This window comes from Calditrichota bacterium, from assembly GCA_013112635.1.
Lineage (GTDB): Bacteria > Calditrichota > Calditrichia > Calditrichales > J004 > JABFGF01.
In genome coordinates, this window is the sequence record JABFGF010000009.1 from 108,076 (window position 1) to 132,780 (window position 24,705).

At 35.2% G+C, this 24,705-nt stretch carries 23 protein-coding genes; 4 read left to right on the forward strand and 19 right to left on the reverse strand.

Going from position 1 to position 24,705, the window contains the following annotated elements; genetic code table 11:
- Positions 1-392 precede the first annotated feature (392 nt).
- The 18 genes from HND50_19070 to HND50_19155 form a co-directional block, all read right to left on the reverse strand.
- Entirely contained in the window at positions 393-3,470 is a 3,078-nt protein-coding gene (locus tag HND50_19070; protein ID NOG47351.1) for an efflux RND transporter permease subunit, read from the reverse strand.
- A 20-nt stretch (positions 3,471-3,490) separates the two neighbouring features.
- Entirely contained in the window at positions 3,491-4,906 is a 1,416-nt protein-coding gene (locus HND50_19075; GenBank protein NOG47352.1) for a TolC family protein, read from the reverse strand.
- Between the two features lie 120 nt (positions 4,907-5,026).
- Positions 5,027-5,902, reverse strand: coding sequence for a hypothetical protein (locus HND50_19080; protein NOG47353.1), 876 nt, complete (start codon positions 5,900-5,902; stop codon positions 5,027-5,029).
- A gap of 57 nt (positions 5,903-5,959) precedes the next feature.
- On the reverse strand, positions 5,960-6,796 hold the full coding sequence (locus tag HND50_19085) for a hypothetical protein (GenBank protein ID NOG47354.1): 837 nt from the start codon (positions 6,794-6,796) through the stop codon (positions 5,960-5,962).
- Positions 6,797-7,252: 456 nt separating this feature from the next.
- On the reverse strand, positions 7,253-8,467 hold the full coding sequence (locus HND50_19090; GenBank protein NOG47355.1) for a helix-turn-helix transcriptional regulator: 1,215 nt from the start codon (positions 8,465-8,467) through the stop codon (positions 7,253-7,255).
- Between the two features lie 276 nt (positions 8,468-8,743).
- The gene (locus tag HND50_19095; GenBank protein NOG47356.1) at positions 8,744-9,049 is read right to left on the reverse strand and encodes a hypothetical protein; all 306 of its coding nucleotides are present in this window, start codon (positions 9,047-9,049) and stop codon (positions 8,744-8,746) included.
- 83 nt (positions 9,050-9,132) lie between these two features.
- On the reverse strand, positions 9,133-9,444 hold the full coding sequence (locus tag HND50_19100; GenBank protein ID NOG47357.1) for a hypothetical protein: 312 nt from the start codon (positions 9,442-9,444) through the stop codon (positions 9,133-9,135).
- A 64-nt stretch (positions 9,445-9,508) separates the two neighbouring features.
- The gene (locus HND50_19105; GenBank protein NOG47358.1) at positions 9,509-10,603 is read right to left on the reverse strand and encodes a hypothetical protein; all 1,095 of its coding nucleotides are present in this window, start codon (positions 10,601-10,603) and stop codon (positions 9,509-9,511) included.
- The gene (locus HND50_19110; GenBank protein NOG47359.1) at positions 10,604-10,906 is read right to left on the reverse strand and encodes a metal-sulfur cluster assembly factor; all 303 of its coding nucleotides are present in this window, start codon (positions 10,904-10,906) and stop codon (positions 10,604-10,606) included. It abuts the gene before it with no gap.
- Positions 10,907-10,927: 21 nt separating this feature from the next.
- On the reverse strand, positions 10,928-11,302 hold the full coding sequence (locus HND50_19115; protein ID NOG47360.1) for a zinc-binding protein: 375 nt from the start codon (positions 11,300-11,302) through the stop codon (positions 10,928-10,930).
- 22 nt (positions 11,303-11,324) lie between these two features.
- Entirely contained in the window at positions 11,325-11,765 is a 441-nt protein-coding gene (locus HND50_19120; GenBank protein NOG47361.1) for an Rrf2 family transcriptional regulator, read from the reverse strand.
- An 8-nt stretch (positions 11,766-11,773) separates the two neighbouring features.
- A complete protein-coding gene (gene ric, locus HND50_19125; GenBank protein NOG47362.1) occupies positions 11,774-12,508 on the reverse strand; it encodes an iron-sulfur cluster repair di-iron protein in 735 nt (244 codons plus the stop codon).
- A gap of 250 nt (positions 12,509-12,758) precedes the next feature.
- Positions 12,759-13,937 (reverse strand): hypothetical protein, encoded by a 1,179-nt coding sequence (locus HND50_19130; protein NOG47363.1) that lies wholly within the window; start codon positions 13,935-13,937, stop codon positions 12,759-12,761.
- A 74-nt stretch (positions 13,938-14,011) separates the two neighbouring features.
- Entirely contained in the window at positions 14,012-14,800 is a 789-nt protein-coding gene (locus tag HND50_19135; protein NOG47364.1) for a methyltransferase domain-containing protein, read from the reverse strand.
- 131 nt (positions 14,801-14,931) lie between these two features.
- Positions 14,932-15,426 carry a hypothetical protein gene (locus HND50_19140; protein NOG47365.1) on the reverse strand — a complete coding sequence of 165 codons (495 nt, stop codon included), beginning with the start codon at positions 15,424-15,426 and terminating at the stop codon, positions 14,932-14,934.
- A gap of 270 nt (positions 15,427-15,696) precedes the next feature.
- Complete coding sequence (locus tag HND50_19145; GenBank protein NOG47366.1) at positions 15,697-17,058, reverse strand: hypothetical protein; 1,362 nt, start codon at positions 17,056-17,058, stop codon at positions 15,697-15,699.
- Between the two features lie 439 nt (positions 17,059-17,497).
- Positions 17,498-18,778, reverse strand: a complete 1,281-nt coding sequence (locus tag HND50_19150) for a 4Fe-4S dicluster domain-containing protein (protein NOG47367.1) — start codon at positions 18,776-18,778, stop codon at positions 17,498-17,500.
- A 60-nt stretch (positions 18,779-18,838) separates the two neighbouring features.
- Complete coding sequence (locus HND50_19155; GenBank protein ID NOG47368.1) at positions 18,839-19,126, reverse strand: hypothetical protein; 288 nt, start codon at positions 19,124-19,126, stop codon at positions 18,839-18,841.
- A 180-nt stretch (positions 19,127-19,306) separates the two neighbouring features.
- Between HND50_19155 and HND50_19160 the strand changes: the two genes are divergently transcribed.
- Positions 19,307-20,452 (forward strand): helix-turn-helix transcriptional regulator, encoded by a 1,146-nt coding sequence (locus HND50_19160; GenBank protein ID NOG47369.1) that lies wholly within the window; start codon positions 19,307-19,309, stop codon positions 20,450-20,452.
- 5 nt (positions 20,453-20,457) lie between these two features.
- Here the strand turns inward: HND50_19160 and HND50_19165 are convergent, their stop codons facing one another.
- Positions 20,458-21,360 carry a hypothetical protein gene (locus HND50_19165; protein NOG47370.1) on the reverse strand — a complete coding sequence of 301 codons (903 nt, stop codon included), beginning with the start codon at positions 21,358-21,360 and terminating at the stop codon, positions 20,458-20,460.
- A 261-nt stretch (positions 21,361-21,621) separates the two neighbouring features.
- Between HND50_19165 and HND50_19170 the strand changes: the two genes are divergently transcribed.
- The 3 genes from HND50_19170 to HND50_19180 all read left to right on the forward strand — a co-directional run bounded on the left by HND50_19170 (position 21,622) and on the right by HND50_19180 (position 24,702).
- Positions 21,622-22,704, forward strand: a complete 1,083-nt coding sequence (locus HND50_19170) for a histidine kinase (GenBank protein ID NOG47371.1) — start codon at positions 21,622-21,624, stop codon at positions 22,702-22,704.
- The gene (locus HND50_19175) at positions 22,705-23,448 is read left to right on the forward strand and encodes a response regulator transcription factor (protein NOG47372.1); all 744 of its coding nucleotides are present in this window, start codon (positions 22,705-22,707) and stop codon (positions 23,446-23,448) included.
- A 132-nt stretch (positions 23,449-23,580) separates the two neighbouring features.
- Positions 23,581-24,702: a hypothetical protein gene (locus HND50_19180; protein NOG47373.1), complete on the forward strand. Its 1,122-nt coding sequence runs from the start codon at positions 23,581-23,583 to the stop codon at positions 24,700-24,702.
- The last annotated feature ends 3 nt before the right edge of the window (positions 24,703-24,705 follow it).

Below are 24,705 nucleotides of genomic sequence, written 5' to 3' on the forward strand. Positions count from 1 at the left end.
AGGATATTGATCTTTGTTTGAAAGTATTTTTTATTTCCATTTGTTTCTAATACCTCAAGATTCGTTAAGGAATAAAAAATTACTGATATGAATCCATAACTTTTTTGTTTAATTGTTCATTTTGCCCAATATTTGCATTTCATATTACATCTATGGCTTCATCTTATCAAAAGTATATAATTCGCTTAATTAAGTCCTTTTTCAACTACCTTCGGCGAATTCTTCTTATAACACACTAAGTGACTTTCATTGTATTTTTGCATAACTTTTGACTGTTTTGCAGGCTTAATAGCCAGTTCACTTTTTTCTGCACCCAATAACTGTTTCAAACATTTTGCCACAATTATCAACATATACTTCTCCGGTAATATGGTCAGTAATAAAGCTCTTGTTTATAGAGACTTCCTATTAAATTTTCTTGATATAGTTGAAATATCCTGCCCGATCATAAAGAAACAAGGGATTAACACTAAAGTAAGCGGTGTTGCAAAAATCAAACCCCAACCTAAAGCCAATGCCATCGGAGCCATAAAAATAGCAGTCCCGCCCAAACCATATGCCAGGGGAAGCAGTGCCGCAACAGTTGTTAATGTTGTCATTATTATTGACCTTAGCCTGTCCGCCGTTCCTTCTGCAATTAGTTCACGCATCGCAACACCTTCTTTACTTTTTCTTAGATTATTAATATGGCTGACAAGAACAAGTGAATCGTTAACCACAACACCAGACAAGCCGATAACACCCATCATAGCCATAAAGCTCATCGGTTCATCATGAAACCCAAAAGCGATTATGACACCAGATATCCCAAATGGAATGGCCATTAAAACAATAATTGGTTGAGTAAAAGAGTTGAATAAAAGTACCAGTAAAAAGAAGATGGAAACCACGGCAATAATGAGTGTTTTAAATAAACCATCAATAGATTCTTCTGTTTCCATTGCTTCACCAGCTAAACCAAGTTGAAGCCCGGCCCAATCTTTGTCTACATTGAAATGCGCAAATACTGAATCTGTAACTTCTAAAGAAGTAATTATATCCTGATCGACACCAGCTTCAATTGTAACGGTACGCTCTCCATCAAAATGACGGATATCAGGTTTACCAGGGCCAGACTTGAGCCACGCTATTTCCTTTAAAGGAATCAGTCTTCCACGATCATTTGGAATTAACAACTCTCTTAAGTAGCTAAGTCTCCTTCGTACTTTTTCCTGAATCATTACCCGGAAGTCCACATCTTCATCACCATATCTTACACTGGTTACTGCTTCACCATCATAAGCGATCCGGATATTTTGCGCTACATCTTCTACTGTTAAACCCAAGCGGGCAAGTTTATCATAATTAATTTTTATTTCCACCTGAGATTTGCCCCCTGCATCATCGCGCCCAATTCCACTTACACCCGCTATACTTTCTAAAAATACTTCTATCGAATCAGCAAACTCTGTACGCAAAGTATCATTTGATCCTACAATTTGGAGACTAACAGCTTTTCCAACTGGTGGGCCACCTGTTAAAATTTCATACGTTATTTTAGAAAATCCATTCAGATTTTTTGTTAATTCACGCAGACTGTCTACAATCTCTTCGGCTCTTCGCTCTCTTTGAGTATAAGGTGTGAGAAGAACGGACATAGCTGCAAAATTTTCACTTTCTGCGCCAATTGAAACATTGATTCCAATTCTGGAATTAAACGCGACCAATTCTGTTTCTGATAATTCTGATATAAGCGCTTCTACTTCTTTCACTTTATCAGATGTGGTTTCTAATGGCGTTCCTATTGGTAGTTCCATCATTATATAAAATTGTCTTGCCATACCGCCGGGAAAAAGAATCATTTTCATTTGATTGCCCGCAAACCACAATGAGGCTGCAAGGACACCAATAAAAAGTAAAACCAGTACATACCGGAAGGTTAAAAATTTGTTTACTATTCTTTTGTATAGATCCCGCACGCCTTGAAACCAATTACGTTTTACCGATTGAGGTTTAATCTTTTTTAATCCCGGAACAAGGTGTGCCGGTAATGCTACCAATACTTCAAACAGTGAAACAAGAAGCGCTAAGCTAATTGCCAGGGGAATTGGAATAACATATTTACCAAAAATACCAGGCATAAAAAACATTGGCGCAAATACTAAAAAGGTTGTGAGTACAGTTGTTACTACCGGGCCAAAAACTTCGCTAATTCCATTTACCGCTGCATCAACCGGTGAGTCTCCATCTTCTCTTTTGCGTGTAATATTTTCAGAAATGATTATGGCGTCATCGACCACAATCCCCATTACAAGAATTAAACCGGCAAGTGTAATTATATCTAAAAATCCATCAAACATTGGGATTAGGAAAACAGCTCCCAAAAAGGCAACAGGTATACCCATAGCAACCCAAAAAGAAACACGGAAATTAAGAAAGATAGGAAGGATTAGAAGCACAAGAATAAGACCAATCCAGCCATTATTAAGTACTACATCAAAACTTATACGCACATCTCGTGATGTATCATTAAGGTAGCTCAACTCAGCACCATCGGGAAGCATTTCATTTTCAGTTTCTATCAGCTCCTTAATAGCATCGCATGTTTCAATAACATCTGCATTTGAACTCATTTGTACCAAAAAGCTGATGGCTGTTTTACCATTAAACCTGGAAAGGACTTTATCTTCTTTAAAACCATCTTTTACTTTTGCAAGGTTTTTTACTTTAATCAATGGGCCATCAAAAGTGGAACGAACAACCACATCTTCAACCTCAGAAGGGTCTTCAAATTGTGCAAGGGTAACCAAATCCCGTTCACTGGTATAAGACTCAAAAGCACCGTTGGTACCGCTAATATTTCTTCTCTTTATGGCATTTATAATTTCACGTAAAGGAATTTGATACGACTCAACAGCAACAGGAGAAACTTCTACAACAACTTCCCTAGCACGATAACCATATTTTGTTAGCTGAGACACCCCGGGAACCCTTTTTAATTTTTTCTCAAACAAGCGGGCTTTTTCTCTCAATTCTTTATAAGGCAACTCCCCGGCAAGTCCCACTTCTATGATCGGATTGTCTGATTGCTTTAATTCATCCACCTTTGGTGATTCTGTAACTTCAGCAGGAAAATCTGTGACTCGGCCAACCGCTTCTCTAATATCACTTTTTACCTTATCCTGATCAGGATCATCTATTTCTATAACAACGGTAATCATTGAAACATTTTCCATAGATACAGATGAGATTTTATTTATACCTGTAACTGTTTGCAGTTCTTTCTCTAATTTATTAGTTACATTGCGCTCAACATCTTCCGGTGATGCACCCGGATAAATAGTTGTAATATTTACCATACCAAAATCTACCGCAGGGTATGTATCTCTTTTTAACCCTATAAGAGTTGTTATACCCAAAAGAATTATCATTGCAGTAAAGAGCAGGGCAAGCATTTGGCGCTCTGCAAAAAAGCGAAATACAGTTTTCATTTGTAATACTCCAATTTCTATTAGTTGTAAACCATGTCCATTAATGAATTATATTCAAGCAATAATTTATGATATGTAAGCGCATTGGATGCATATGTAAATTTTGCATTTTGCTCATTATCCTGGCTCTGGATTACAAAAGTAAAATCTCCTCGACCTTGGTTATAAAGTTTAATTTCTTCGGCTGTGCGTTCTTTTGCAGATTTAATTTGCCATTGGTTAAGATCTAAAACCTTCTCCAGTTGAAGGATGCGCACATTCAGGTTTGCAGCAGCTCCCGAGAGTGAAATAATGAGATCATCTCGTTGTTTTTTTAATTGCATGGTTTGCAGGTCTGTCTTTTTTATTTTTGATTTCGCTGTGCGATTGTCAAGAGCCAGGCTAAACTGCAACCCAACAATGGCAGAAGGTTTGTCCATAATAAAAGATTCGGCCATACTCTCATCCAGATTTTTTGTGTTTATTTGGGCAAAGGCAGAAAGATCCGGCTTCATTGTTTCCTTAAAAGCCAACCGTGAATGATTTAGTTGCTCCAGGCGGGTGTTATAAAGCTGAACTAAACGAGAATTGTTCTTTAGCATATTTTTAGCTTCAGTGGTAGATGGTATTTCCACTGTCTCATAGATATTATATTCAGGCTGCATTTTCATTATCTTCTCATCTTGAGATAGTTCCGCCAATTCTGCACGTAAACCTAACCATTGAGATTCTACCAGAACCAAATTCTGTTTCCAGCGGCTTACTACATCTTGTGCACGAATTACATCAATCTGGTTTATAAGATTTGCGGCCCGCTTCTTTTTTATTCTTTGCAACTCTTTTTCATTTAATCGTAGCCGTTCTTCAATAATTTTTACTTGCTCTGATAAATGAACCCACTCCAAGTATTTTGAAGCTGCACTGGCTAAGAAATTCTCCTGGTTTTCTTTGGCCCTTACCTTGCTAGCATCTATATCAAATTTCTTTAGATTGAATTGTAACTTATTTTGAAAACCATTCTTATTTTTCAGAAGAGGATGTGTGTATGTTAATGCCAGCTTGTTTTGATAAAATGAGCCTGGAAATGGTGTACCAGGTGGTAGATTGATTTCAGCCCTGCTTGTATGAAAGGATGCGGTTAGTTTACCACCCGTTTTCCAAAAAGTACGCTCCACACCTCCACTTAAAGAAACAGCATCTGTTTTGTCTGGCCCGGAAAAAGCAATATCTGGCTCATCATGAGAGTAACTTGTAGAAGCGTTTATTAGCCAATCTTGCCTACCCAAATAGCTATTTTGTTCTTCTTGCTCTATCTGTGCATCTAAATTTTCTTTTTCAAAATAAGGATGGGCTTTTTTTAGATTATCCAAGAATTCTTGTTGCGTTATTGTTTGGCCAATTCCCTGGATTGCAACAAATGTGGATATGGCAGTGATAAATAATATTTTAAGTTTCATTATATAACCTTTTATTGTGTCTGAAAATCTAAACTCGGTTCTCCTAAGAATAGTAAGTTTTCATTTACCTGATTGAAGTTAAAGGGTTCTTGGATGTGGACGGAACACCAATTATTAGTCCTACCCACCTATTGTAAAACCAATTCTTAAGAAAGCATTTGGATCTAATTCAATCTCCTCTTTAATATTTTTACCATCAATCCTGTTGGTAAACTCAAACAGGCGGAAAGCTGTATAACCTGCATCAATATTAAAAGTTAGCCAATCATTGGTGTGGTATTTAAAAGAAGGACCAACATTCATAACAGAAAAATCTAACTTGGGATTTGACCCTCCATAGATATCCGGGTCACCATGATATTGATTTCCATCTCCACCCAAAATAAATCCTACATCAAACTTATTATTAATTTTATACCATAATTCCGCAAAAGCAGGCAAGATAATGCTGGCACTTAAGTTTGCGCCATTGTTCCACTCCATAGCGATTACAGGTAAAGGAAATGGTTCACCAAATTGTCTGGAATAAGCCAACCCATATCCCATCGAGAGAGTCTCACTATGTTTGCGGATAAAAACTGCAACAGCTTCAAAAGTCATGTCATCTGTGGATATATCTGCTTCAAAATCTGAAGCTAAACCAGGAGTAATAAATCCAAGAAAAGACCACTTGTCAGACATTTGCAGCATTACCATAAAGTTGTATTTAATAGCAGTAGCATTTTCTATCGTATTGCCATCAACAGCCTTATTCCAGTTTCTATAATCCATATCAAAGCGGTTGTAAGAAAACTCATGGCTAGTAAATGTTGTTTCAGAAAGAGGTAAGGGAATCCCAAAGTTAAGGTTAATATTTGAAATTCGCATCTCAGCATCTGTTTTCTCCAATGGAGAATAAGGGGTCAAATCATAACTGGCCGAAATTTGTGCAACTGATATTTGTGTTGTAAATAAAAGGAAAATTAGTATTTGTAAAAAATTGATAGTTGTTTTCATTTTAAATTTCTCTCAATAAATGTTTATATTTAATTATTGGATTAAATTATTGGGGAGTTAAAATGCCACTCCAATTTTAAAGTTAAAAGAATTGACTACTGCTAAATTATACTCCACTGCTAACCTTGCCATTGAGATATTGGCTACCAGACCAACCATTGCCTGACCACCAAGTACATTTTCATCTTTAAGATTAACAGCCGTAGTCGTTTCATGTGTCCTGGATAAAAAAGCCGAAAACCCGGCATATGGGGAAATTGAGACCCAATCGGAATATATTGAATACTCTCTGCTTGCAAGTACATCCAGGCCATACACGGTATGATCAAAATCCTTAGGTCCAAACATGGAAACAAAACCAATGCGGGCTGAAGCAGCCCAGTTTTTTTCGATATTGTTAATAAAATTGTACTGTAATTGTCCGCCCCAATATCCATAGTTCGCATTAGGGTTTATTGTCCAGTAAAGACCTGCATCAAAATTTTCTGTTATACCTGCCCTAAACACTAATCCCGGAAAAGTCAGGCCGTCCCCTTCATACAACCAATGGTTGGAATCGGGATGAACAAATGTATCATTCCAGGCATCGTCCGTATCATCAATACTTGTTTCCACCTGCATTAAAGAAAACTCGTAATTTCCGGCACCCATAGGTTTAGCATCTTTTAAAGGCCGGAAATAAATAACAAGACCACCTTCTTCTGTAAACTGATGCCAGGATTTTTGTGTTAGGTTTGGATCAAGTTTAAATGAACATTCGTCCCACTTGTCTTTTTGCTTTTCATTCATAACATGAAGTTTTACATTTTTACTGCCACCATGGGCAAAAATAAATGATTGAAAAATAGTAAAGAATAATGCTGCTAATAAAACAGTAATTGATTTGCTCTTCATAAGAGACCCCTTTCGTTTGGTTAAACTATAATTGGTTATATTGTTTTGTATAATGATTGTCTTTTGCCTGTTTGATTGTATCATACTATCCTCCTAAATAGAATTATTTGTTTATTGATTTCTTAAGACTCTCTTTGATTTTATTACTAATTTGTTCAAATTTTTTTGACAGTATAACCAGTATTTTCACAAGCCTTATGTAAATGAATACTTTTATCCAGATCATTACATTTTTCATAATGTAGCTTACTTATTCTTTGTTGTTTCGACTGGTGTTACATTAAGGGATTTTTAAGGGGAAGGCGTTCATTCCAATGGGATTGAACCGAAGTTGTAGTTCCATCCAATAATTTGGAACGCTTAAAACGTTGTTTTACGGGGTTTAGAGCGTGAACAAAAAAAGGTAATTATTTTTTATTTTTATAGAATAGGAGGCTAGTTCGGTTTAAAAAGAAACTATGTATTGCTATAATTATTACTGATCTGGGTTACTTTGAGAACTTGTTTGTATTGGGATGGTGTTAAATTTGTGTGTTTTTTAAAAACAGTATTAAAAGAAGTTTTAGAGTTAAAGCCGCAATCGAGAGCTATAGATAAAAGTGTATAATGAGATTTTGAAGGATCTGCGAGAGTTTTTTTTACTTCTTCAACACGGTACTTATTTATAAAATCAAAAAAGCTTTGGTTTAATTGTGTGTTTATTACCTGCGAGAGGTTATGCGAGGAGACGGATAGCTTTTCCGATAATTGATTTAAAGTGATTGTGCTATTTAAAAATAGTTTTTCTTTCTCCATCAAATCAAGCAGGCTTTGCAAACACTTTTTAGCTTTTTCTTCAGAAAAGCCAGATTTTTCATATTTATTTTCAGTAGGTTCACCACTTTTAGGGTCACGCTTTTCTTTATAGATTGCCGGTTTTTCAGCAGTTAAAAACTCAGCCTGTGCAAAAATTTGTGGTTGCCGTTGTCCAAGATAGCCCATTGCATATACCACAAAAGAAAGTACAATTGCAACAGGAAATTCATCATTTAAAAATAGATTCTTTGATACTTCCGGAAATATTTTTTCAAATGTAGCAACCATCCAAACAAAAAGCGCTAACAGGGTTATATTTCTTAACCAGATAAGGTTAATTTTATCAATGCTGGAATACTGCTCTTTTATTTTATCAGAATATCTTTTTAGCACAACCAGGGAATAGCCCATATAAATCAAACCCTGAAAAAGAATGATCGGCCCCGATATTTGATAGAAAAAACCGGCATCATCCACATGTACCCCTTGCATAAACTCCAGTTTGTATTGTGCTGATTTAAAATCGAACCAGAGGGTATTAATCCGGTAAAGAAAAAAAGGAATAAAATGCAGTAAGTTCAGCTTTGATAGTTTCTTCTCCGGGGAAATAAGCTTTATAATATATAGGAAATGAAGAGCCCCAAAAACAAATGGCAAGGCGCGGGCCAATCCATAAAACTGAGGATATGCTTTATAAAAATTCATCCCATCTAATGCAGCATCCAAAATAAAAACAGAGTACAATAAAACCAATAAAGAGAGAAATTGGTTCGCCCGCTGGTTGCCTCTCTTTTGGCTTAAAATTAATGCCAGAAAAAAACCCTGTGCCGCTCCAAAAAGTAATAGTATACTTATAAAATCAGTTGATATCTGCATTAGCTTTCATACTAATAATTTGGATTAAATTAGATTGAGCAACGTAATAATTGTTTAAATCATAAACAAGAGTGTGTTACAATTGAATTGTTTTAAAAAGCTGGTTACGGTCGATACTTAGCCGCACAAGCTATTAAAGTGTTTGCCGATGAATTTCACAAAACCCATCGTCCAACGCCCCGTGTAGGCTACAGAGTTTTGTTTGATTTTTTTTATATATAATTGTTTCTGTAAAAACGAATAATCTGGATTTAAATTTTTCAACATCATGATGAGTCATGAACGTATCCATTTAATTGCATCTGTTTTTGAATTGAAATGTTCATAAAAATTTGGGTCTTCACTCTTATTTAAACGTTCTGTTGAATGAATAATCGCGATTTTTTTAAAGCGATATAACTTAGATTTAATGTCTAAAAAAGCTTGTTTAAAATCCTTCATCACTTTGAGGGATTCAAAGTGATGTTGCCCCAGGTTAACGATTAAAAAATCATAATTTTTAGAACAAATTATTTTGTCAATTGTAGCTCGAATACTTTGATGTGTAATTGGATTTCTTACATAAACCTCAATTATTTTCATTCATTCCTTTTTATATTTTCAATTCATTTCTGAAAATCTAACAGCCGCTGAATGCAAAGCTGGTTTATGATTGTAAATGACCATTATTTATTAAGTTTGTTGGGAAATAAAACCGACCATGATTTATCTGATCCTGCAAATAAGTCCAGGCTACTCAAAGATGGTTTTTTACATGGAATTGCTTTAACGGAATGTGCAAAGACAATTGTTGCAGGTGAAAAATAAATCTTAACTTCACAATGGAGATTTCCTTCTAATTCATGCCGTATAAAAATAGCCATGTCATTGGGGCAATTAGCCTTTTCGTACTCAGATAAAAAAAGCACCTTAATAGAATCTAATGATTCTTCCGCCCATATGGCTTCACCAAGATTTTTTACAAACCAATTATTCAAAGGCCCCTCACAATTTTGAATTCTGATTTATCATTGCTTTGCGTAATTCGCACTAATAGTGTTTTTATTTGAGTGCAGCTGAACGACTTTTTGAAAAATTACCAAGAATGGATGACACCGTATTAATAAGAAATAGAAGGATAGCGATTACATTAAGTAAGGAGGCCCAGTAACGGCCATCCAGCCAGTCCAGCATATCCATTATAATCCTGAATAGCAGTGAAAAATGGAGCAGGCCAAAATGCAGGTAAAACCGCGGATGATAATTTATGGGTGATCCAATAATAGCCGGGAAAATAATAGGTGCATGTCCAAAAATCATTGAAAATACAAATCCAATAAAAAAGCTGTGTAATACTGCATCGTAGCTTAAACCGCCGGCAAGAGGTAATTCAATGAATATTAGAATTCCTGAAATAAGCAGCCAGAAGTAACCACCAAGTAAATTAGCGGCAATAAACTTTGTTAATTCTTTTCTACGGATTGTATAGCGGGGAACATCATAAATAAGCAACCAGATAGCAAAAATGATAGACGCCGTAGCCAGGAAATACCATGTTATAGCCACAGCAATAAAGGAAAAAATCAAGGCTGTCAAAACGAAAAACAACGCTACATTAAATCCGATAGTTGAAATAAAACTCTTTTGGCCCAGTCCTGATAATTGGATTCGTTCAGCACTGATTGTCAATAAGAGGAATACAATCCACCAAGGTGTAAGAATGTTAAATGGCCAGCCGGTTATCCATAATATATTGCTTATGGCCCATACAAAAGCTGCAACATTCATTAAAAAAATATCGAAACTGTTTTTCATTTTTTGGAATTGGACAAAAATAATTATAAGGATAAGGCTGCCTGTCAGTATCAGCCAGGGTGCCAAAAAGCTCAGTGGTGTAACCCACAGGGCAACTATTCCCAGGGCGGTGCATAATGGCGCCAGGTAGGCCCAACGTTTGTTTAATGCTACAGCCCTTTCCAGGCTAATCACTGTCCCCAGAAATCCTCCAATCATTATGGGACCATGCAACAGGCTCAAATCAATACTTACAATCGGGAACTGCCACCCGGCACGCATTAACCCACCAATTAAGGCACTTAATAATCCAAGGATACCTGCCATTAAGAAGGGTAAATTATGTTTATTTATTTTTTCCATTTACTTTCCAAACATTTTTTTCGCTTCATCGCTCATCATATTGGCATCCCATGGTGGGTCCCAAACAAGCTTAACCTCTACTTTTGCCCACGGGCAAAGTTTTTCTGTTTTTTGTGCAGTTTGAGTTGTCAGGTAGGTATGCATGGGACAGGATGGTGTTGTCATTGTCATTAAAATCCGGATATTGTTATCGTCAATATCAACACTGTAAATCAGGCCCAAATTTACTATATCTACTCCCAGTTCGGGATCAATAACTTCTTTTAATGTGTCTAATATTTGGTGTTTGTCAACTTCAAACATTTTTAGATATGGACTGTACGTTTATATTTTTTGGTGGTTCGTAAAACATTGCTTTATAACTATTTTTGTAATCCGGTCTACATCATCCGGTTCAAAATCACCATGTTGTACTTTTTTTACACCATACTCGTTTAAACGAAAATGATGCGTTGTTTTAATATTGTGCCGTGCCAGAGTTTTTTTTACACAGTCAAGGGGGCAGCCATCAAGAGCTATAATATCTCTGCCTGATTTTGCGGTTTTGACCAATGGTTTAACATCACCGCCAACACCGGCAATGCAACTCATTTCTGCAATCCCGCTCCTATCCATTTTTACCGCAATGCTATTAGCCAATTGAGCAGCAGATGAACAGCCAGAACAAGAGTAAATGAGTGGTTTTTTAAAGTCCTTCATATTTAGCTATCCATTTAAAAATTCACAAAGAGACCAAATGAATATCACCCTTCTGATGGGCAATTGTCATACTGGAAATAGTATGGGTTCTCAAAGCTTTTGCAAAACCGTCTCTGAATACAGCAAAGTCATTATGTAATGCGCAGGGATGTTCATCAGAACATTTTTCCAGCCCTAAGCCACAACGGTTAAAATATAATGAGCTGTCCACAACTTCTACAATCCTCATTATTGGAGTGTCTAATTGCTTTGGTGTTAAAAAAAATCCACCATTTTTCCCTTTCGCAGATTGTAATATCTGCTGTCTCGTAAGGTTTTGCATAACTTTGCCTAGAAAATGAACTGGAATTTGCAAAGAATCACTTATTTGTTTTATTCCAATCGATTTATCAGGATAAGAATGTTGGTGGCTTGCAACACACAAAACCGACCGTATTGCATATTCACAGCTTTTTGATAACATACTGTCCCTTAAATAAATACTTCTTTCTCTAAGTTTGGTAATGCCGGAAACAAAACATTATTTTCCAAATGTACATGTGTATGAAGATCCTCTTCAAATTGTTTTAAATTTAAATAGGTCACTTTATAAGTAGTACATGCAAATGCTGGAGGGGTATAATTACTGCTTAGCTCATTAATTTCAGCAAGCAACTTACCTGCATCAGAGTGATCTGCTTCCATTTCGGAAATTGGAATGGATAAGCTTTTAAAATGAGGGCGTTCAAGCTTTTTGTTTTCCTTCTTAGCCTGGTACATTTTCTTTATAACGCTAAATAGTACTTTTTCCTCTTTTTCCATATGCTCTGCTAAATCTTTAGTAATTGTATCGAATCGATGTTTAATTTGTGGGAGCTCCGGATGATTGTTTCCATGACGACTTACTACCTTTTCCAGAAAAGCAGAAATTTTCGGAATAGATTCTTTTACATAACTATGATGCGTGTTAACAATGTAGTCACATAAAAAATCTAATTCCCATTTTCTAAAATCAAGAGCTTTTCTCCCTGCCGAAAGCTCAAGTTCATTTAAATCCCGAACCAGTTCTTTTATATTGAATTTTTTTTCGGTACTCACTTCTCCTATTGTCTTTTTACCTCCGCAGCAAAAATCTATACCATGTGCTTTAAATATATCTGCCCGTCTGTAATCCTCACTTACCAGGTCTCCAACAGGGATTTTTGTGTAATCTGTATTTTCTTGCATTATTTGTAATCCTTATATTTATTGTTTAAAAAAAAGTATACGAAAAAAATCATTAAAAGACAAGGAGGTCTTTTTGTATTTAATAGTTTTTTTTTACTTAGGATGGATATACAGGTTCCCAGCTTTGATGATTTGAAATGGAAGAAGATGCCCATATGATTTCTTACAAGCGTATAAATCAGATTTGGGCTTGGAAATATAACTTCGATTCATCGCCATAGCAAAATTGCTTCATATTTTTAGGTGTTAACTATCTTTTAGCCCTTAGCTTTTTAAGAATATGGTTAATATATTTCGCTTCCGGATTTAATTTCAATGCTATCTCATAGTTTTCAATTGCCATTTTATTTTCACCATTTTTCAGAAAAGCTTCACCCAAACTGTCGAAAGCATTCCAGGAATCCGGATACAACTTAGTATTTATTAAAAAGAACTGTTTAGCTTCTTCAAGTTTGTTTCTTTCTAAAAAATAATATCCCAAGCTATTTATTTCTTGTTCTTTAAAACTATAATTATCGCTCTTTGTCAATTTTAATTCATTGAATTTATTTATAGAGTATTCAAAGCCTTTTTCTTTATATATTTTCACTATTTTTTCAAATATTGATTTCTTGTTTATTAAAGTTCTCAATCCGAACACAAAACTATTAGAGTTACCTGTTGTATAATGATTGGTTTTGGGAAATTCTTCAATAAATAAATTTAGCCCTTCATAATCCCGGCTTTTAATTTTATTGGCAAAAGAAAGTATTTTGGGTGATTCATATTCGCCAGCGCATAGATAAACATTTGCCGGTAAAACTTTATGGTTATCAAAATAAGAATTTTCAAAATCAATTAATGAAAATTTCATCCTTTCTAAAATATAACTACCAGCAATATAATTTTTAAAAAATTTTGGAGAACTGAACAGTGCATATAATGTAAAAAGCCCACCACGAGAATATCCATATAAAGTTCTGTTTTCTGATTCAATGCGGTATTTTGATTCAACGGCAGGAACTAATTCATTTTTAATAAAGCTTAAAAAAAAATCACCCCGCCCATTATTTTCGGAGAACTTTGGAACAAAATCTACTGCGCGTTTATTATCTGCCCGTTGTCTGTAACCAATACCAACTATAAATACTTCTGGCAAATGTCCACCCCAGCGCATACCAAGTTGCAAATCCGCAGCCATCCCAAATAACAAATCACCATCAAGCAGATACACAACGGGGTATTCCTTTTTTGTTTTAGCATATGATTCTGGAATAAATACATTTATTTTATATGTTTGATCTTTTACACTTTTTGAATCAATAAAAAAGACTTCTGAATTCTCAATGGTATATTTTTGAGAAGTTTGAGCGGTTATGTTTTGTGGAAATAGTGTTAAAGAGGTTAGAAGACAGAATACAATAAAGAACTTTTTTAGGTTTAAATTCATGTTGACCTCCAGAATTTTTAAGCCCACACTCTGTGAATCTAAAAGATTTTTACCTGGTTGTTAAACTTGCACTTTTAAACCGGTTTAGTTACAACAAATATATATCTATTTATACTAAAAAAATAAGTATTATTATCTCCGTTCTGACGCAATTCATTAGCCCATAACTTTGCTTCTTCAGGTGATATACCATTTTTCCCAGACACATAAGATACAATAAAATCGATGATTCCATGGCTATATGTATTTTCATCATACTCTGGATTAACAATTGTGTAAACATCCAAATTACTAATATTAAACCCAACATTTTGTAATCTATGTACCATTTTGCGTGGTAGTCTCGGATCGGCACAATGCGTTTCGAATGTTGTAAGGATCTTTTGCATCCGGTCTTGGTTATTTGTATTCCATATTAGTGTATCCCAATCTGTACAGACTATTGTTGCATGCCCTCCAAGTTTTAGTATTCGATATAATTCTTTTAAACATTTTTCGATATCATTAATGTATTCATAAACTTGAGTAGAAACAGCGAAATCGAATTCTTCATTTTTATAGGGAATTGATGTGGCATCACCCTCTCGGATTTCAACTTGAGATAGATATGAACATCTCTTTTGAGAAAGAGCAATAAATGGATCGCTAATTTCTATTCCGCAAATTAATCCTTTTTGATTAACCTTTTTAGCTATATCCTCAATTAAAAGACCAGGTCCTGATCCAATGTCTAAAACTCTGCTGTTTGGTTGCAGGTTGAGTGTTGAAAGTACAATTTCTCTTTGTTTAATAACATCTGGGGTTGAGTATATTTTGATGAGCCGGTTGGCCCAGCCTTCATCATATTTTATACTTTTATCCATTTAAACCCTTTAATAATCTTTGTAAGCAGCGCGATACTTTATTGCAGCGTAAACCGGATTAATTGTTATCCAACATATTTCGAATATATCAGCCGTGCTACTACAACATCTGCTTTAGTTGGGTAAGGTAGCTAATAAGCTTCACCATTATATGACAATCTACCATCACTAAAGTTGCCGTTAATGGTTATTTTTGCCCTAAAACCCTGACCAAAACTTATGATACCGTTAACATCGCCACCGGCTTTAACTTTTGCAGTATAACTTAACTTAGACTGTACTTTTTTACCTTCATGTGCACCAATAAAATTTCCATAAGCGATCCATTCTTCATTATATGTTCCTATTGGCGAGCCACACTTTCCATAAACAATAATCCTATAATTCATCTCAACAGAACCTGAAATATCTCCTGAGATAGAATAAGATTGAATTAACTCAATTATGCAACTTTCTCCGGCATCAATTCTAATTGGTTTTTTTAATGGTTTCCCCATTGGGGTAAGGAATCCAGATACGGCTTTATTAGGGGGAGTTTCTTGTTTTATAGCCGCTTGAGAAAAGTTAGTGCTAAAAATTATTGAGAATGCCAGTACAGCAAAGAACCAACTAATTAGTGTTTTCAATATTGTACCTCCATTTTAATGCCTTAAAGCGATTATCTGGTGCGCCGTTAAGCCGGCTCAGTCTGGATATTAATATCGATTGGTTTAGTAGTGTTTGGTTTAGGCCATTATGAGTGCCCGGCATGGTATGAAATTCTGTATTAACTAAAATATAGGTCTCTTATTCAAGAGCCGCAAATCCCTTACGGGTAAGATGATATCAGGGCTGTCTCTCGATTAGCGGTAAGAATATCCCAAAATGACTTGTGGATTTAACTCTACATCAAATCATTAATACCTGTGATTGTAAACATAAATTGCTGAAATCAATAAGTTCCCTACCCCTTGCGCGCCAATTAAAAAGTCTTCTCCCAGTTTAAAATCTTTGCTATCTTGATTCCAATCTGTTAAATCCATTTCACTTAAAAAGAACCCATTTAACCAAAAGAGAGCTTTTTTTCTTGGAATGGCAAACTGAATTATCAACTCATTTTTTTCTTCTCGAAGATATCTTTGACAAAATGTATATTCTAAATTTCTAGATTGTATTTTACCAAAAAAATCATTCGTGGCGTATTCTGCGTATTGCTCTCTTTCCCATATAGAAAGTGCCTGGGCTTTGCCACTATTGCCTTTATTATTAAATTTAAAAAATATTCCGAACAGATCACTTTCTTTAGAAATCACAAAATCTATTTTTAGTGTTAAGCTTGCTTTTAGGTTTAAATTAGTTGTATCCTGATTCCATAATATAGGTTTGCTTAAATCAATCAGGTTTTTATTCGCAAATGAAATCTTATTTTCAGTTTTCACTTTAAATGTATAAGAATTATTTCCGTTAAAATTATAGGCATCTTGTGTTGATTTTTGCAGCCAGTTCTTTAAATAATCACCCCGAAACAATTTTTTCTGAAGTCTGTAATATATTACACCTCTGTTGTAAAGATAGCGTTTCTTTTCGAATAGATAATGCATATCCAAAAAGCGAACCTTAATTTCGTTGCCTGCTGTACAATGAAAGCCAATTCTATTACCATCCAGAGGAAAAAGGCCTGCTTCGATACGCGCTACTAGTTTTTCGTTAACAAAGAAAAACATTTCATTCTTATATTTCCTAATGGTCAGCTTAGTCCACTCAAATTTGGTGGGTGCAGTAAGAATAGAACCATTTTTATAATTCCAATAATTATCTTTTAGTGTTTCATTATAAGTATAATCGAGAATAGGGAGAACTTTTCCTTCAATGGACCGTCCAATTTTTATCTGATTGTTTTTAATACCAAAATAATAGGAAGTTTTGTCATTTTTGTAGCCAAACTCCAGGAAGTTTCCAAATTTTTCATTGGGGCCGGATACATATTTAAATGCTGTTTCTATCTCCCAATTTTTCCCTTGATCAAATGGGACTGATTTTGTGTATACCCAAACCTGGCTGTCAGATTTAATATGATAACCATCAACAGAGTTAATTTTTGCAAAACGATTATCCCACTCACCGGAGATCCAGTTATTTTCATTATTTCTAAACCTTTCCATGAAAAAATTCAGTTTATTTTCATTTGGGAAAAAATACTTTGCCGGGTCAACGGCGTGGCTGAACTGGGGTGTAAAAACTATATTAGAAATAATAAATAAATAACATATATATTTCATTTCCTAAATCCTTTACTTGATGATTTGTCCTTAGGTACAGTTTACGGAATGAAATTAAAATGCCTTAATTCCTGTCTTTTTTTTTATCACTTTATGCTGGTTTTAGTATTTCAAAATTTTTTTGGAACCGTTTTATTACAGATTGCGAAAACTCTTAGTTAAATGTCAAAGGCAATTATTTCATTTTTCTTAGATGTGAGCATAACCTGGCCTATCTCAAGTAACAAAGGCTTTTGCATTCTACAAGTATTTCAATATCTGGCCAACGATATGCTTGAATTGCATATGAAACCAAAATTGTTAGGCAAATAAATTTGAGCGGAGGCCGCCAATGGTAAAATATCCCTGAAAAATCTTTAAGACTGACTCTCAGTTCCGGACAGTAAGTGAAATAACACTAATTATTTTTTATGAAACAGCGTTTCTAATATAAACAACTCTAATGTTTTACATAATTAATCAGCGATTCAAGGTAACGTGATTTTACCTGTTTGCTGGCCAAAGCCTGCTTAATAGGTGGTAACTTCAAAATCACACCCAAAACTCCCGCCATTGCCCTGTGGCTCCAAAGTACCTGATTATCAAAAATAAGGTTTTGCAGCTTGCCCCGTTCAATGGCCATTACTACCGCACGGTGTGTTCCATTAAGCGGCGTAAGCACCCGCATTGGACGTGACTGCAAAAGCAGGCTTTCCTTTGTACAAACGCGAACGCAAACCCCGCATCCCAGGCACAAATCATCGTCAAGCTTGGCCATTTTCATTTTAGGTTTATCAGGGTTATTTGCCGAGACCAAAGTCATCGCTTCAACCGGGCAGACATTTACACATTTGCCGCACCCATTACAACTCTCCACATTTATAGACGGAATAAAATTGGTTGTATGCACAGGATTTAAAATGGCAAAACGGCGTGCAGCGATCATTGCCTCGCAACAACAACCACAACAATTGCAGATAAAGTTTACATGCTCCCGTACATTTTCTCCAAACTGTACCAGGTTATTTTCGTAAGCTTCTTCTAATAAATCGAAACATTCTTCCTTTTCAACAGAGCGTGCCGCACCATGTTTGGTAAGTGAGGCTGCAGTCGTATTAAAAGTCATACAAATATTCATCGGTGCATCACAAGCTTTGCCAAGGTGCTCCATTTTATGCCGGCAATAACAAATCCCTACACCACGATGGGTTGCATTTTCAATTACCTCACTGGCACGTTCATAATCTAAAACATGAAGTGCATTTTCATTTGAAAGTGCCTTTTCATTAATAAATGTTCGGCCCAATTGAGTTTCTCCGCGAGTAAACAGTTCCCGGATAAAATCTTCCTCCACGTTCATATATTCGTGGAAAAGCTCACTCAACAATTTCTGGTCAATATCTTCACGCACACGCATGAGAGAAAATTCAAAGAAACCGGCCATAGGTGGAGGCAACGCATAAACAATTTCACCATTCTGCTCGATATCAACAAGAATAGCCCTGGCCGCTAATTGATCAAGCATTTTTTGTGTATCGCTCAGTTTCATCTTCCAAATTACGCTGGCTTTTTTTGCCGTAAAAGGTTTTATGGGCATCAGCGAAACCAGGTTGGCTTCTTTTTCACTAAACAGCATAGAAAGAATTTTGAATAATAGATCGGATGGCGGTGCGCCTTGCGGAAATCGATTTAATCGATCGGCTAATTGAGAGTAACTGGTCTTAAGGGTGGTATGGGCCATGGTTGATAACCTTTGTCATAATAGTCATTTTACGAAATTGTATTAAATATTAATGCACTTTTATGAGTTAAGCAGAATCACTAAAGCTGTTGAAAACAATATAGTTGCTATTCCAAATCTGGTAATTAAAACCGTGTGTTTTTTATATTTACCAACAAGGCCTTCAAATATGAGGGCTATGAACGGCGGTGCGGCAAGTTGCAAATTAGGAATAGGTTCCGGTAAAACACGTTTTGAGAAGTAAGACATTAAAATGATAGAGAACCCTGTGGCCAGTGCAAATTGGATATGGTGCGATTTAAAAAAATCACTGATAGTTTGTAAATTTATTTTAAGTGAATATTTCATAATCAAAATCCTACTAATGGTTGGGGCAAGTTGGCAATGGTCGCTGAAAATTTTTGCTTATTATATATACGATATTGGTATAACAATTTCAAGAAATATAAAATGGGCTATTAAAAGATTTTCAAAAAAATCAGATAAATATGCTTTTGCTTTTTTTTGATTGACGTTTTACTTTCAGCTATGATAACTCCCCAACTTGATCTGTTTTCAGTTTTTATATTTCTTGGTGCCATGCAGGGACTTTACCTGACTTTTTTCTTTGTTTTCCGCAAGGAAGGTAATCATCTTTCCAACATATTATTTGGTTGCATTTTACTTGTTCTTGCGCTTATTACTTTGGATATATTTAGCGGATATACAAATTATATCATCTATTTTATGCATCTTAACAATTCAACAGAACCGTTTACTTTTCTAATTGGACCACTGTTTTACTTGTACGTTTTTTCAATCATAAATGATCAGGGAAAACTAACCGGGAAACAAAAACTACATTTTTTAGCGGCGATTATTTTTGCGCTTAATATGATTCCCTATTTTTTACAACCAGAAGCTTATAAGTACAATGAGTTCCTTGGAGCCTTTCACCCGGAAGCCCAACAAATTCCACTAACTACTTTTTTAGATCCTGATCCTGCCAAATTAAGAAACAACATTGTTCCACTGATTTTCATACATGTATTTAGTTACGTAATTTTGTGTATCCGTATTTTGTACCCAAAATTTAGGCAACAGAACCTTTCATTCTTTTCAATGCAAAACAAAACTTTGGCCTGGCTGCGATTGCTTGTTTTGGGATTGGCGCTGGCCATGATAATTTTTATAGTTGTCCGTATCCTTTTTGATGCAGATTTGGGTGATTACATCACAGCAACTTATACCAGCATTATGCTTTATTCGATTAGTTTTATGGTTACAAAGGATTCCGGATTTTTTTCAGGGAAGATTGCAATTAATAACAAAAAATATGAGAAATCATCACTAACCAGTGATATGCAAAAGGCAATCCTTGAAAAACTGAATAAACTGATGGAAGAACAAAAACCGTTTCTGGACAGCTCAATTTCGCTTTCATCACTTGCTAAGCATTTATCGATATCCACTCACAATCTTTCACAGATATTGAACGAATCGCTTCAAAAAAGTTTTTTTGAATACATTGCAGAATACAGGATAGCCGAAGCCAGGAAAATGTTAAGAGACCCTGAAATGGCCAACATGGTTATAGAGGAAATTGCCGAAAGAGTTGGTTATAATTCAAAATCTGCATTTAATAATGCCTTTAAAAAACTAACCGGTTCTACTCCATCGGAATATCGCGGATAAAAATATTATAAGTCTAACTCAGCTAAATTTTTGCGATTGAAATAAAGACTAACCACAATTACAACTGCCGGGAAAAACCCAAGTATCATAGCTAAATGTAATGGCATCATGTAACTAAAAACTGCTTGGTACAAAAGCGGAACCGAGGTATCTATAAACCAGAATACAAAAAACAGTTTGGTCAAATCTATTTTATTTTTTAGCCAGGGTTTTGTTAAACTAAAAATAGATATAACATTGACCACAAAAGCCACTACAAACATCAGTTGACTTTTTATACTTACCGAAGAAGATGCTTCCTTCAAGTCTATCTGAAATCCGGAGAGCGTTGCACTAAGAATTCCCCCAACGGCATAGCCGACATAAGCAAAACAGGCGGTCATAATAATCATTACAAAATATGTAACTTGTTTTTTTGATTTACTAAGTTGGTTTATGGGTTGTTTTTCAGATTTTTGTTTTGTCCACCAAACGAGAATGAGTGAAAAAGTTAATGTCTGTAATAATAGCTCAGGAAATCCAATCAAATGATACCACAAGGGCAGCTTCGAATATATTAGCCCTTCAATTGAAGATGGTGATGCCGAAGGTGTGGAAAGAATGCCGAAAATTATTATTATATTCCATAAAATTAACCAACCATTTTTTTTACCAATAATTAATGCACGAATTGGCCAGATACCAATGGCAAAAAGAAGACCACGCACCGGTTGTAAAAATGGACCAAATAAAATATATGGCGAATCTATCGGACGCATATAATCTTTAATAATATCCTGCCTGAACAATTCACCGTAATCGAAAATATTAGACATAAGCAAACCAAAGATAAAATAGGTGATGGTATGCGCAATTATTACTTTAAATGTAAAAGATAAAAAGTCTTTTAGAATAAATTTGTCTGCCATATTTTCTCCGGATTAAATTATCCTAAATGTGGATTAGTTTTGAGCTTTATTGATTAACGCAAAGGTATAAAAAAGGTTATGGGAAGTTTGATAAAAAATTATGGAAGTTGTCCTACAAAGATGGCATAAAAACAAAATGAAAGTAGATCCGTGGTTAATATTCCTAAATTTGGGTTAAAACTGTAACCTAAAAAATGTATATTTGAAACACCGGTCATTTAAATCCGTCAAAGATATTCAAAAAATTTATTGGATTAAATCTTGCAAAAAAAATCTTATTTTTCCAACCAGACTAAGATTGCTGTATTTTTATTATGGACATTCCTGGCCTTTTTCTACGTCTTTCAGCAATACTATATTACCCTTATAAAAGATAAAGAATTCGAACTTAGCACAATCATTATTTGGGAGCTCTCTTATTTTTATACCTGGGCTGTACTGACTTTAATTATTATTTTTCTTGCCCGTAAAAACCCACTGGAAAAACAGAACCTGATAAAAAATGGACTTTTGCATTTTATCTTTGCCCTTGTTATAGCCTTTGTTCATCGTGCCGGATCAATGTTTATTTATCTTGTTTTAGCGAAACCTGAGGATTTGGAAAAAGGATTACCTGATTTTTTTGGACCTAAAGTAATACTGGGTAGTTTTGATGGATTTATCATCTACTGGATGATACTGGGTGTTTTTTTCAGTTTTGAGTATTACCAGCAGGTTCGGGAACAAAAAGTAAAATCAGCAAGATTAGAATCGCAATTGGCCAAAGCTGAACTAACCGCATTAAAGATGCAGCTTAACCCACATTTTTTATTCAATACGCTACATGCCATTTCTTCACTAATCGATAGCAAAGGAAAAGACGCACAAAATATGCTGGTTCGGCTTAGTGACTTTTTGCGACAAACTTTGGAAAGTGAAGGCCAGCAAAATGTGTCCATTAAAAAAGAGATCTCTTTTTTAAAAAGTTACCTGGAAATTGAGCAAATCCGATTTGGCAAACGGCTGAGTGTTGAGTATAACATCGAAGAATCTTTGTCTCAAAAATTGATACCTACCTTAATTTTACAACCTTTGGTAGAAAATGCTATCAAACATGGAATCTCACCTCATTCAGGACAAGGAAAAATTGAGATATCTGTTTCAGAAAAAAATAGCTTTATGGAAATAAGTGTTTGTGATAATGGCAAAGGAATTGGGCAGGATATTGTTGAACATGTTGGTTTAAAAAACACGCGTCAACGATTGGAACAGGTTTATGGAAAAAGTAGTCGGCTTAAATATTATAACAGGGACCAGGGTGGCTTTTGTGTTCATCTCTCCATTCCTTTAGAAAAGGAAGTATAAATGTTATCTGTATTAATTGTTGATGATGAAAAACTTGCCCGTGATCGAATCTCTTTCTTATTAAAAGATGAGACTGAGATTAATATTTGTGGCGAAAGCAATAATGGGTTACAGGCGATAAAAGATATACAGCATTATAAACCTGATCTTGTTTTTCTCGATGTCCAAATGCCTGAGAAAAATGGCTTTGAGGTTTTACAGGAAATTGATCCTGATGAAATGCCTACCATAATTTTTGTTACTGCTTATGACAAATATGCCCTGGATGCATTTGAGGTTTGTGCGATTGATTATCTACTAAAACCTTTTGATGATGAACGTTTTTTTAGGGCTTTAAGAAAAGCTCAGGAATCGACAATCAAAACCGCAAATACACAAGATCTTGAGAAACTTATCGCCCGTACAATTTCCGGCAATAATTATTACGATCGAATCTCAATAAAAAAAGATGGTCGTATATATTTTGTGGAAACCTCTGAGATTGTTCTTATAAAAGCCTCAGGAAAATATGTAAGCCTGCATACAAATTCTGAAACACATATGCTTAGAAAAGCCATAAGCCTGGTTGAACAGAAATTAAATCCAAAAAAATTTATGCGTATTCATCGTTCTACTATCATCAATATTAACAAAATTCGTGAGATGCAGCATTGGCATAAAGGCGAGTATGTTTTATTGATGAGCAATGAAGAAAAGGTTTTCAGCAGCAGCAACTACAAGGAAAATATTCAAAAGCTATTCTGATCCATGGTCTAAAGAATACATTTTAATCCCAAAAAAAACCAATCCAGTCCTAAAACGAAACACATGTTGATATCGGCGTAGCTAATGTTGTTTTTACCAATCAATCCTTAGTTTAACATCGGAGAAATAGTTATGCGCATATTATTAATAATTTTATTTGCTACAGTTACGAGTTGGTCAAATCCTTTGGATGCAACTCAAACTGACAAGCAAATCATCTCTTTTACTTTCGATGGACAGGTGGACAAAGCTGATTCTTTGCTAAACTTAATGATCAGCAAAAATCCTGAAAGTCCTAAATATTATGCTCTAAAAACACCTTTCTATTTTTACTCCCGCTATTTTGGTCCGGGCGGTCCAAATTCTAATGATTCGTTGAAAAATCTAATTTTACTTGACGGTCAAAAAGCTATTGACATAGCTGATGAGAGGGATGATCTTGGATCAAAATTTTATGCAGGATTAGCATCGGCATTTATTAGCCGTGTGCACATTACCCGCGGTGAATATTGGGATGCATTTTGGGCAGCGGATGATGCAGAAGACTTTTTTGAAGATGTTCTGGATGAAGTTCCGGGTAATGTTGATGCGATAATGGCAGCTTCCATCCGTGAATATTTTGTAGAAAACAATGTTACCGGTTTTACCTATTTTGTTGCCTGGATATTTGGCTTTTCAGGTGAAAAACAACATGCGCTGGATAATCTGCAAATGGTTGCAACGGAAGGTGAGTTTTTTAAAACTGAAGCACAATTTGCATTGGCAATTATAAACCGCTTTCAGGAAAACAACCTGGACTTAGCGCTTGAATCTCTAAAAGATCTGAACCAACGATTTCCAAATAATAACTTTATCCGCAACCAGGCCAGGCAGGCAGATTTTATTGCCTTAGTAAATGACAAAGGTGTGGATTTTCTTGTTGCAGAAATTGATACCTTAAGAGTGAAGTACAGTATTAATAATGCAGGTACTTTAAATAATCTTGGATATCAGTTTATAAATCAAAACCGCTTGGAAGAGGCAATTAAAATATTTAAAACCAACCTGAACTTATTTCCGGAAGTGGCTAACTGCTACGATAGCCTGGCAGAAGGTTATATGACAAATGGCCAAAATGATCTGGCTATAAAATATTACCGTATTGCTTATGAAAAAATTGATGGCGATTCAACAGCCAACGAACAATTCAAGCAAACCTTAAAAGAGGGAATTGAAACACGGCTTGAAGAGATGGGTGCTACAGTTAATATATAGTTG

Excerpts from the sequence above, each read along its gene's own strand:
- HND50_19070 (NOG47351.1), bottom strand. The coding sequence starts at position 3,470 with ATGAAAACTGTATTTCGCTTTTTTGCAGAGCGCCAAATGCTTGCCCTG.
- HND50_19075 (NOG47352.1), bottom strand. The coding sequence starts at position 4,906 with ATGAAACTTAAAATATTATTTATCACTGCCATATCCACATTTGTTGCA.
- HND50_19080 (NOG47353.1), bottom strand. The coding sequence starts at position 5,902 with ATGAAAACAACTATCAATTTTTTACAAATACTAATTTTCCTTTTATTT.
- HND50_19085 (NOG47354.1), bottom strand. The coding sequence starts at position 6,796 with ATGAAGAGCAAATCAATTACTGTTTTATTAGCAGCATTATTCTTTACT.
- HND50_19090 (NOG47355.1), bottom strand. The coding sequence starts at position 8,467 with ATGCAGATATCAACTGATTTTATAAGTATACTATTACTTTTTGGAGCG.
- HND50_19095 (NOG47356.1), bottom strand. The coding sequence starts at position 9,049 with ATGAAAATAATTGAGGTTTATGTAAGAAATCCAATTACACATCAAAGT.
- HND50_19105 (NOG47358.1), bottom strand. The coding sequence starts at position 10,603 with ATGGAAAAAATAAATAAACATAATTTACCCTTCTTAATGGCAGGTATC.
- HND50_19110 (NOG47359.1), bottom strand. The coding sequence starts at position 10,906 with ATGTTTGAAGTTGACAAACACCAAATATTAGACACATTAAAAGAAGTT.
- HND50_19115 (NOG47360.1), bottom strand. The coding sequence starts at position 11,302 with ATGAAGGACTTTAAAAAACCACTCATTTACTCTTGTTCTGGCTGTTCA.
- HND50_19120 (NOG47361.1), bottom strand. The coding sequence starts at position 11,765 with ATGTTATCAAAAAGCTGTGAATATGCAATACGGTCGGTTTTGTGTGTT.
- ric (NOG47362.1), bottom strand. The coding sequence starts at position 12,508 with ATGCAAGAAAATACAGATTACACAAAAATCCCTGTTGGAGACCTGGTA.
- HND50_19130 (NOG47363.1), bottom strand. The coding sequence starts at position 13,937 with ATGAATTTAAACCTAAAAAAGTTCTTTATTGTATTCTGTCTTCTAACC.
- HND50_19135 (NOG47364.1), bottom strand. The coding sequence starts at position 14,800 with ATGGATAAAAGTATAAAATATGATGAAGGCTGGGCCAACCGGCTCATC.
- HND50_19145 (NOG47366.1), bottom strand. The coding sequence starts at position 17,058 with ATGAAATATATATGTTATTTATTTATTATTTCTAATATAGTTTTTACA.
- HND50_19150 (NOG47367.1), bottom strand. The coding sequence starts at position 18,778 with ATGGCCCATACCACCCTTAAGACCAGTTACTCTCAATTAGCCGATCGA.
- HND50_19155 (NOG47368.1), bottom strand. The coding sequence starts at position 19,126 with ATGAAATATTCACTTAAAATAAATTTACAAACTATCAGTGATTTTTTT.
- HND50_19160 (NOG47369.1), top strand. The coding sequence starts at position 19,307 with ATGATAACTCCCCAACTTGATCTGTTTTCAGTTTTTATATTTCTTGGT.
- HND50_19165 (NOG47370.1), bottom strand. The coding sequence starts at position 21,360 with ATGGCAGACAAATTTATTCTAAAAGACTTTTTATCTTTTACATTTAAA.
- HND50_19175 (NOG47372.1), top strand. The coding sequence starts at position 22,705 with ATGTTATCTGTATTAATTGTTGATGATGAAAAACTTGCCCGTGATCGA.
- HND50_19180 (NOG47373.1), top strand. The coding sequence starts at position 23,581 with ATGCGCATATTATTAATAATTTTATTTGCTACAGTTACGAGTTGGTCA.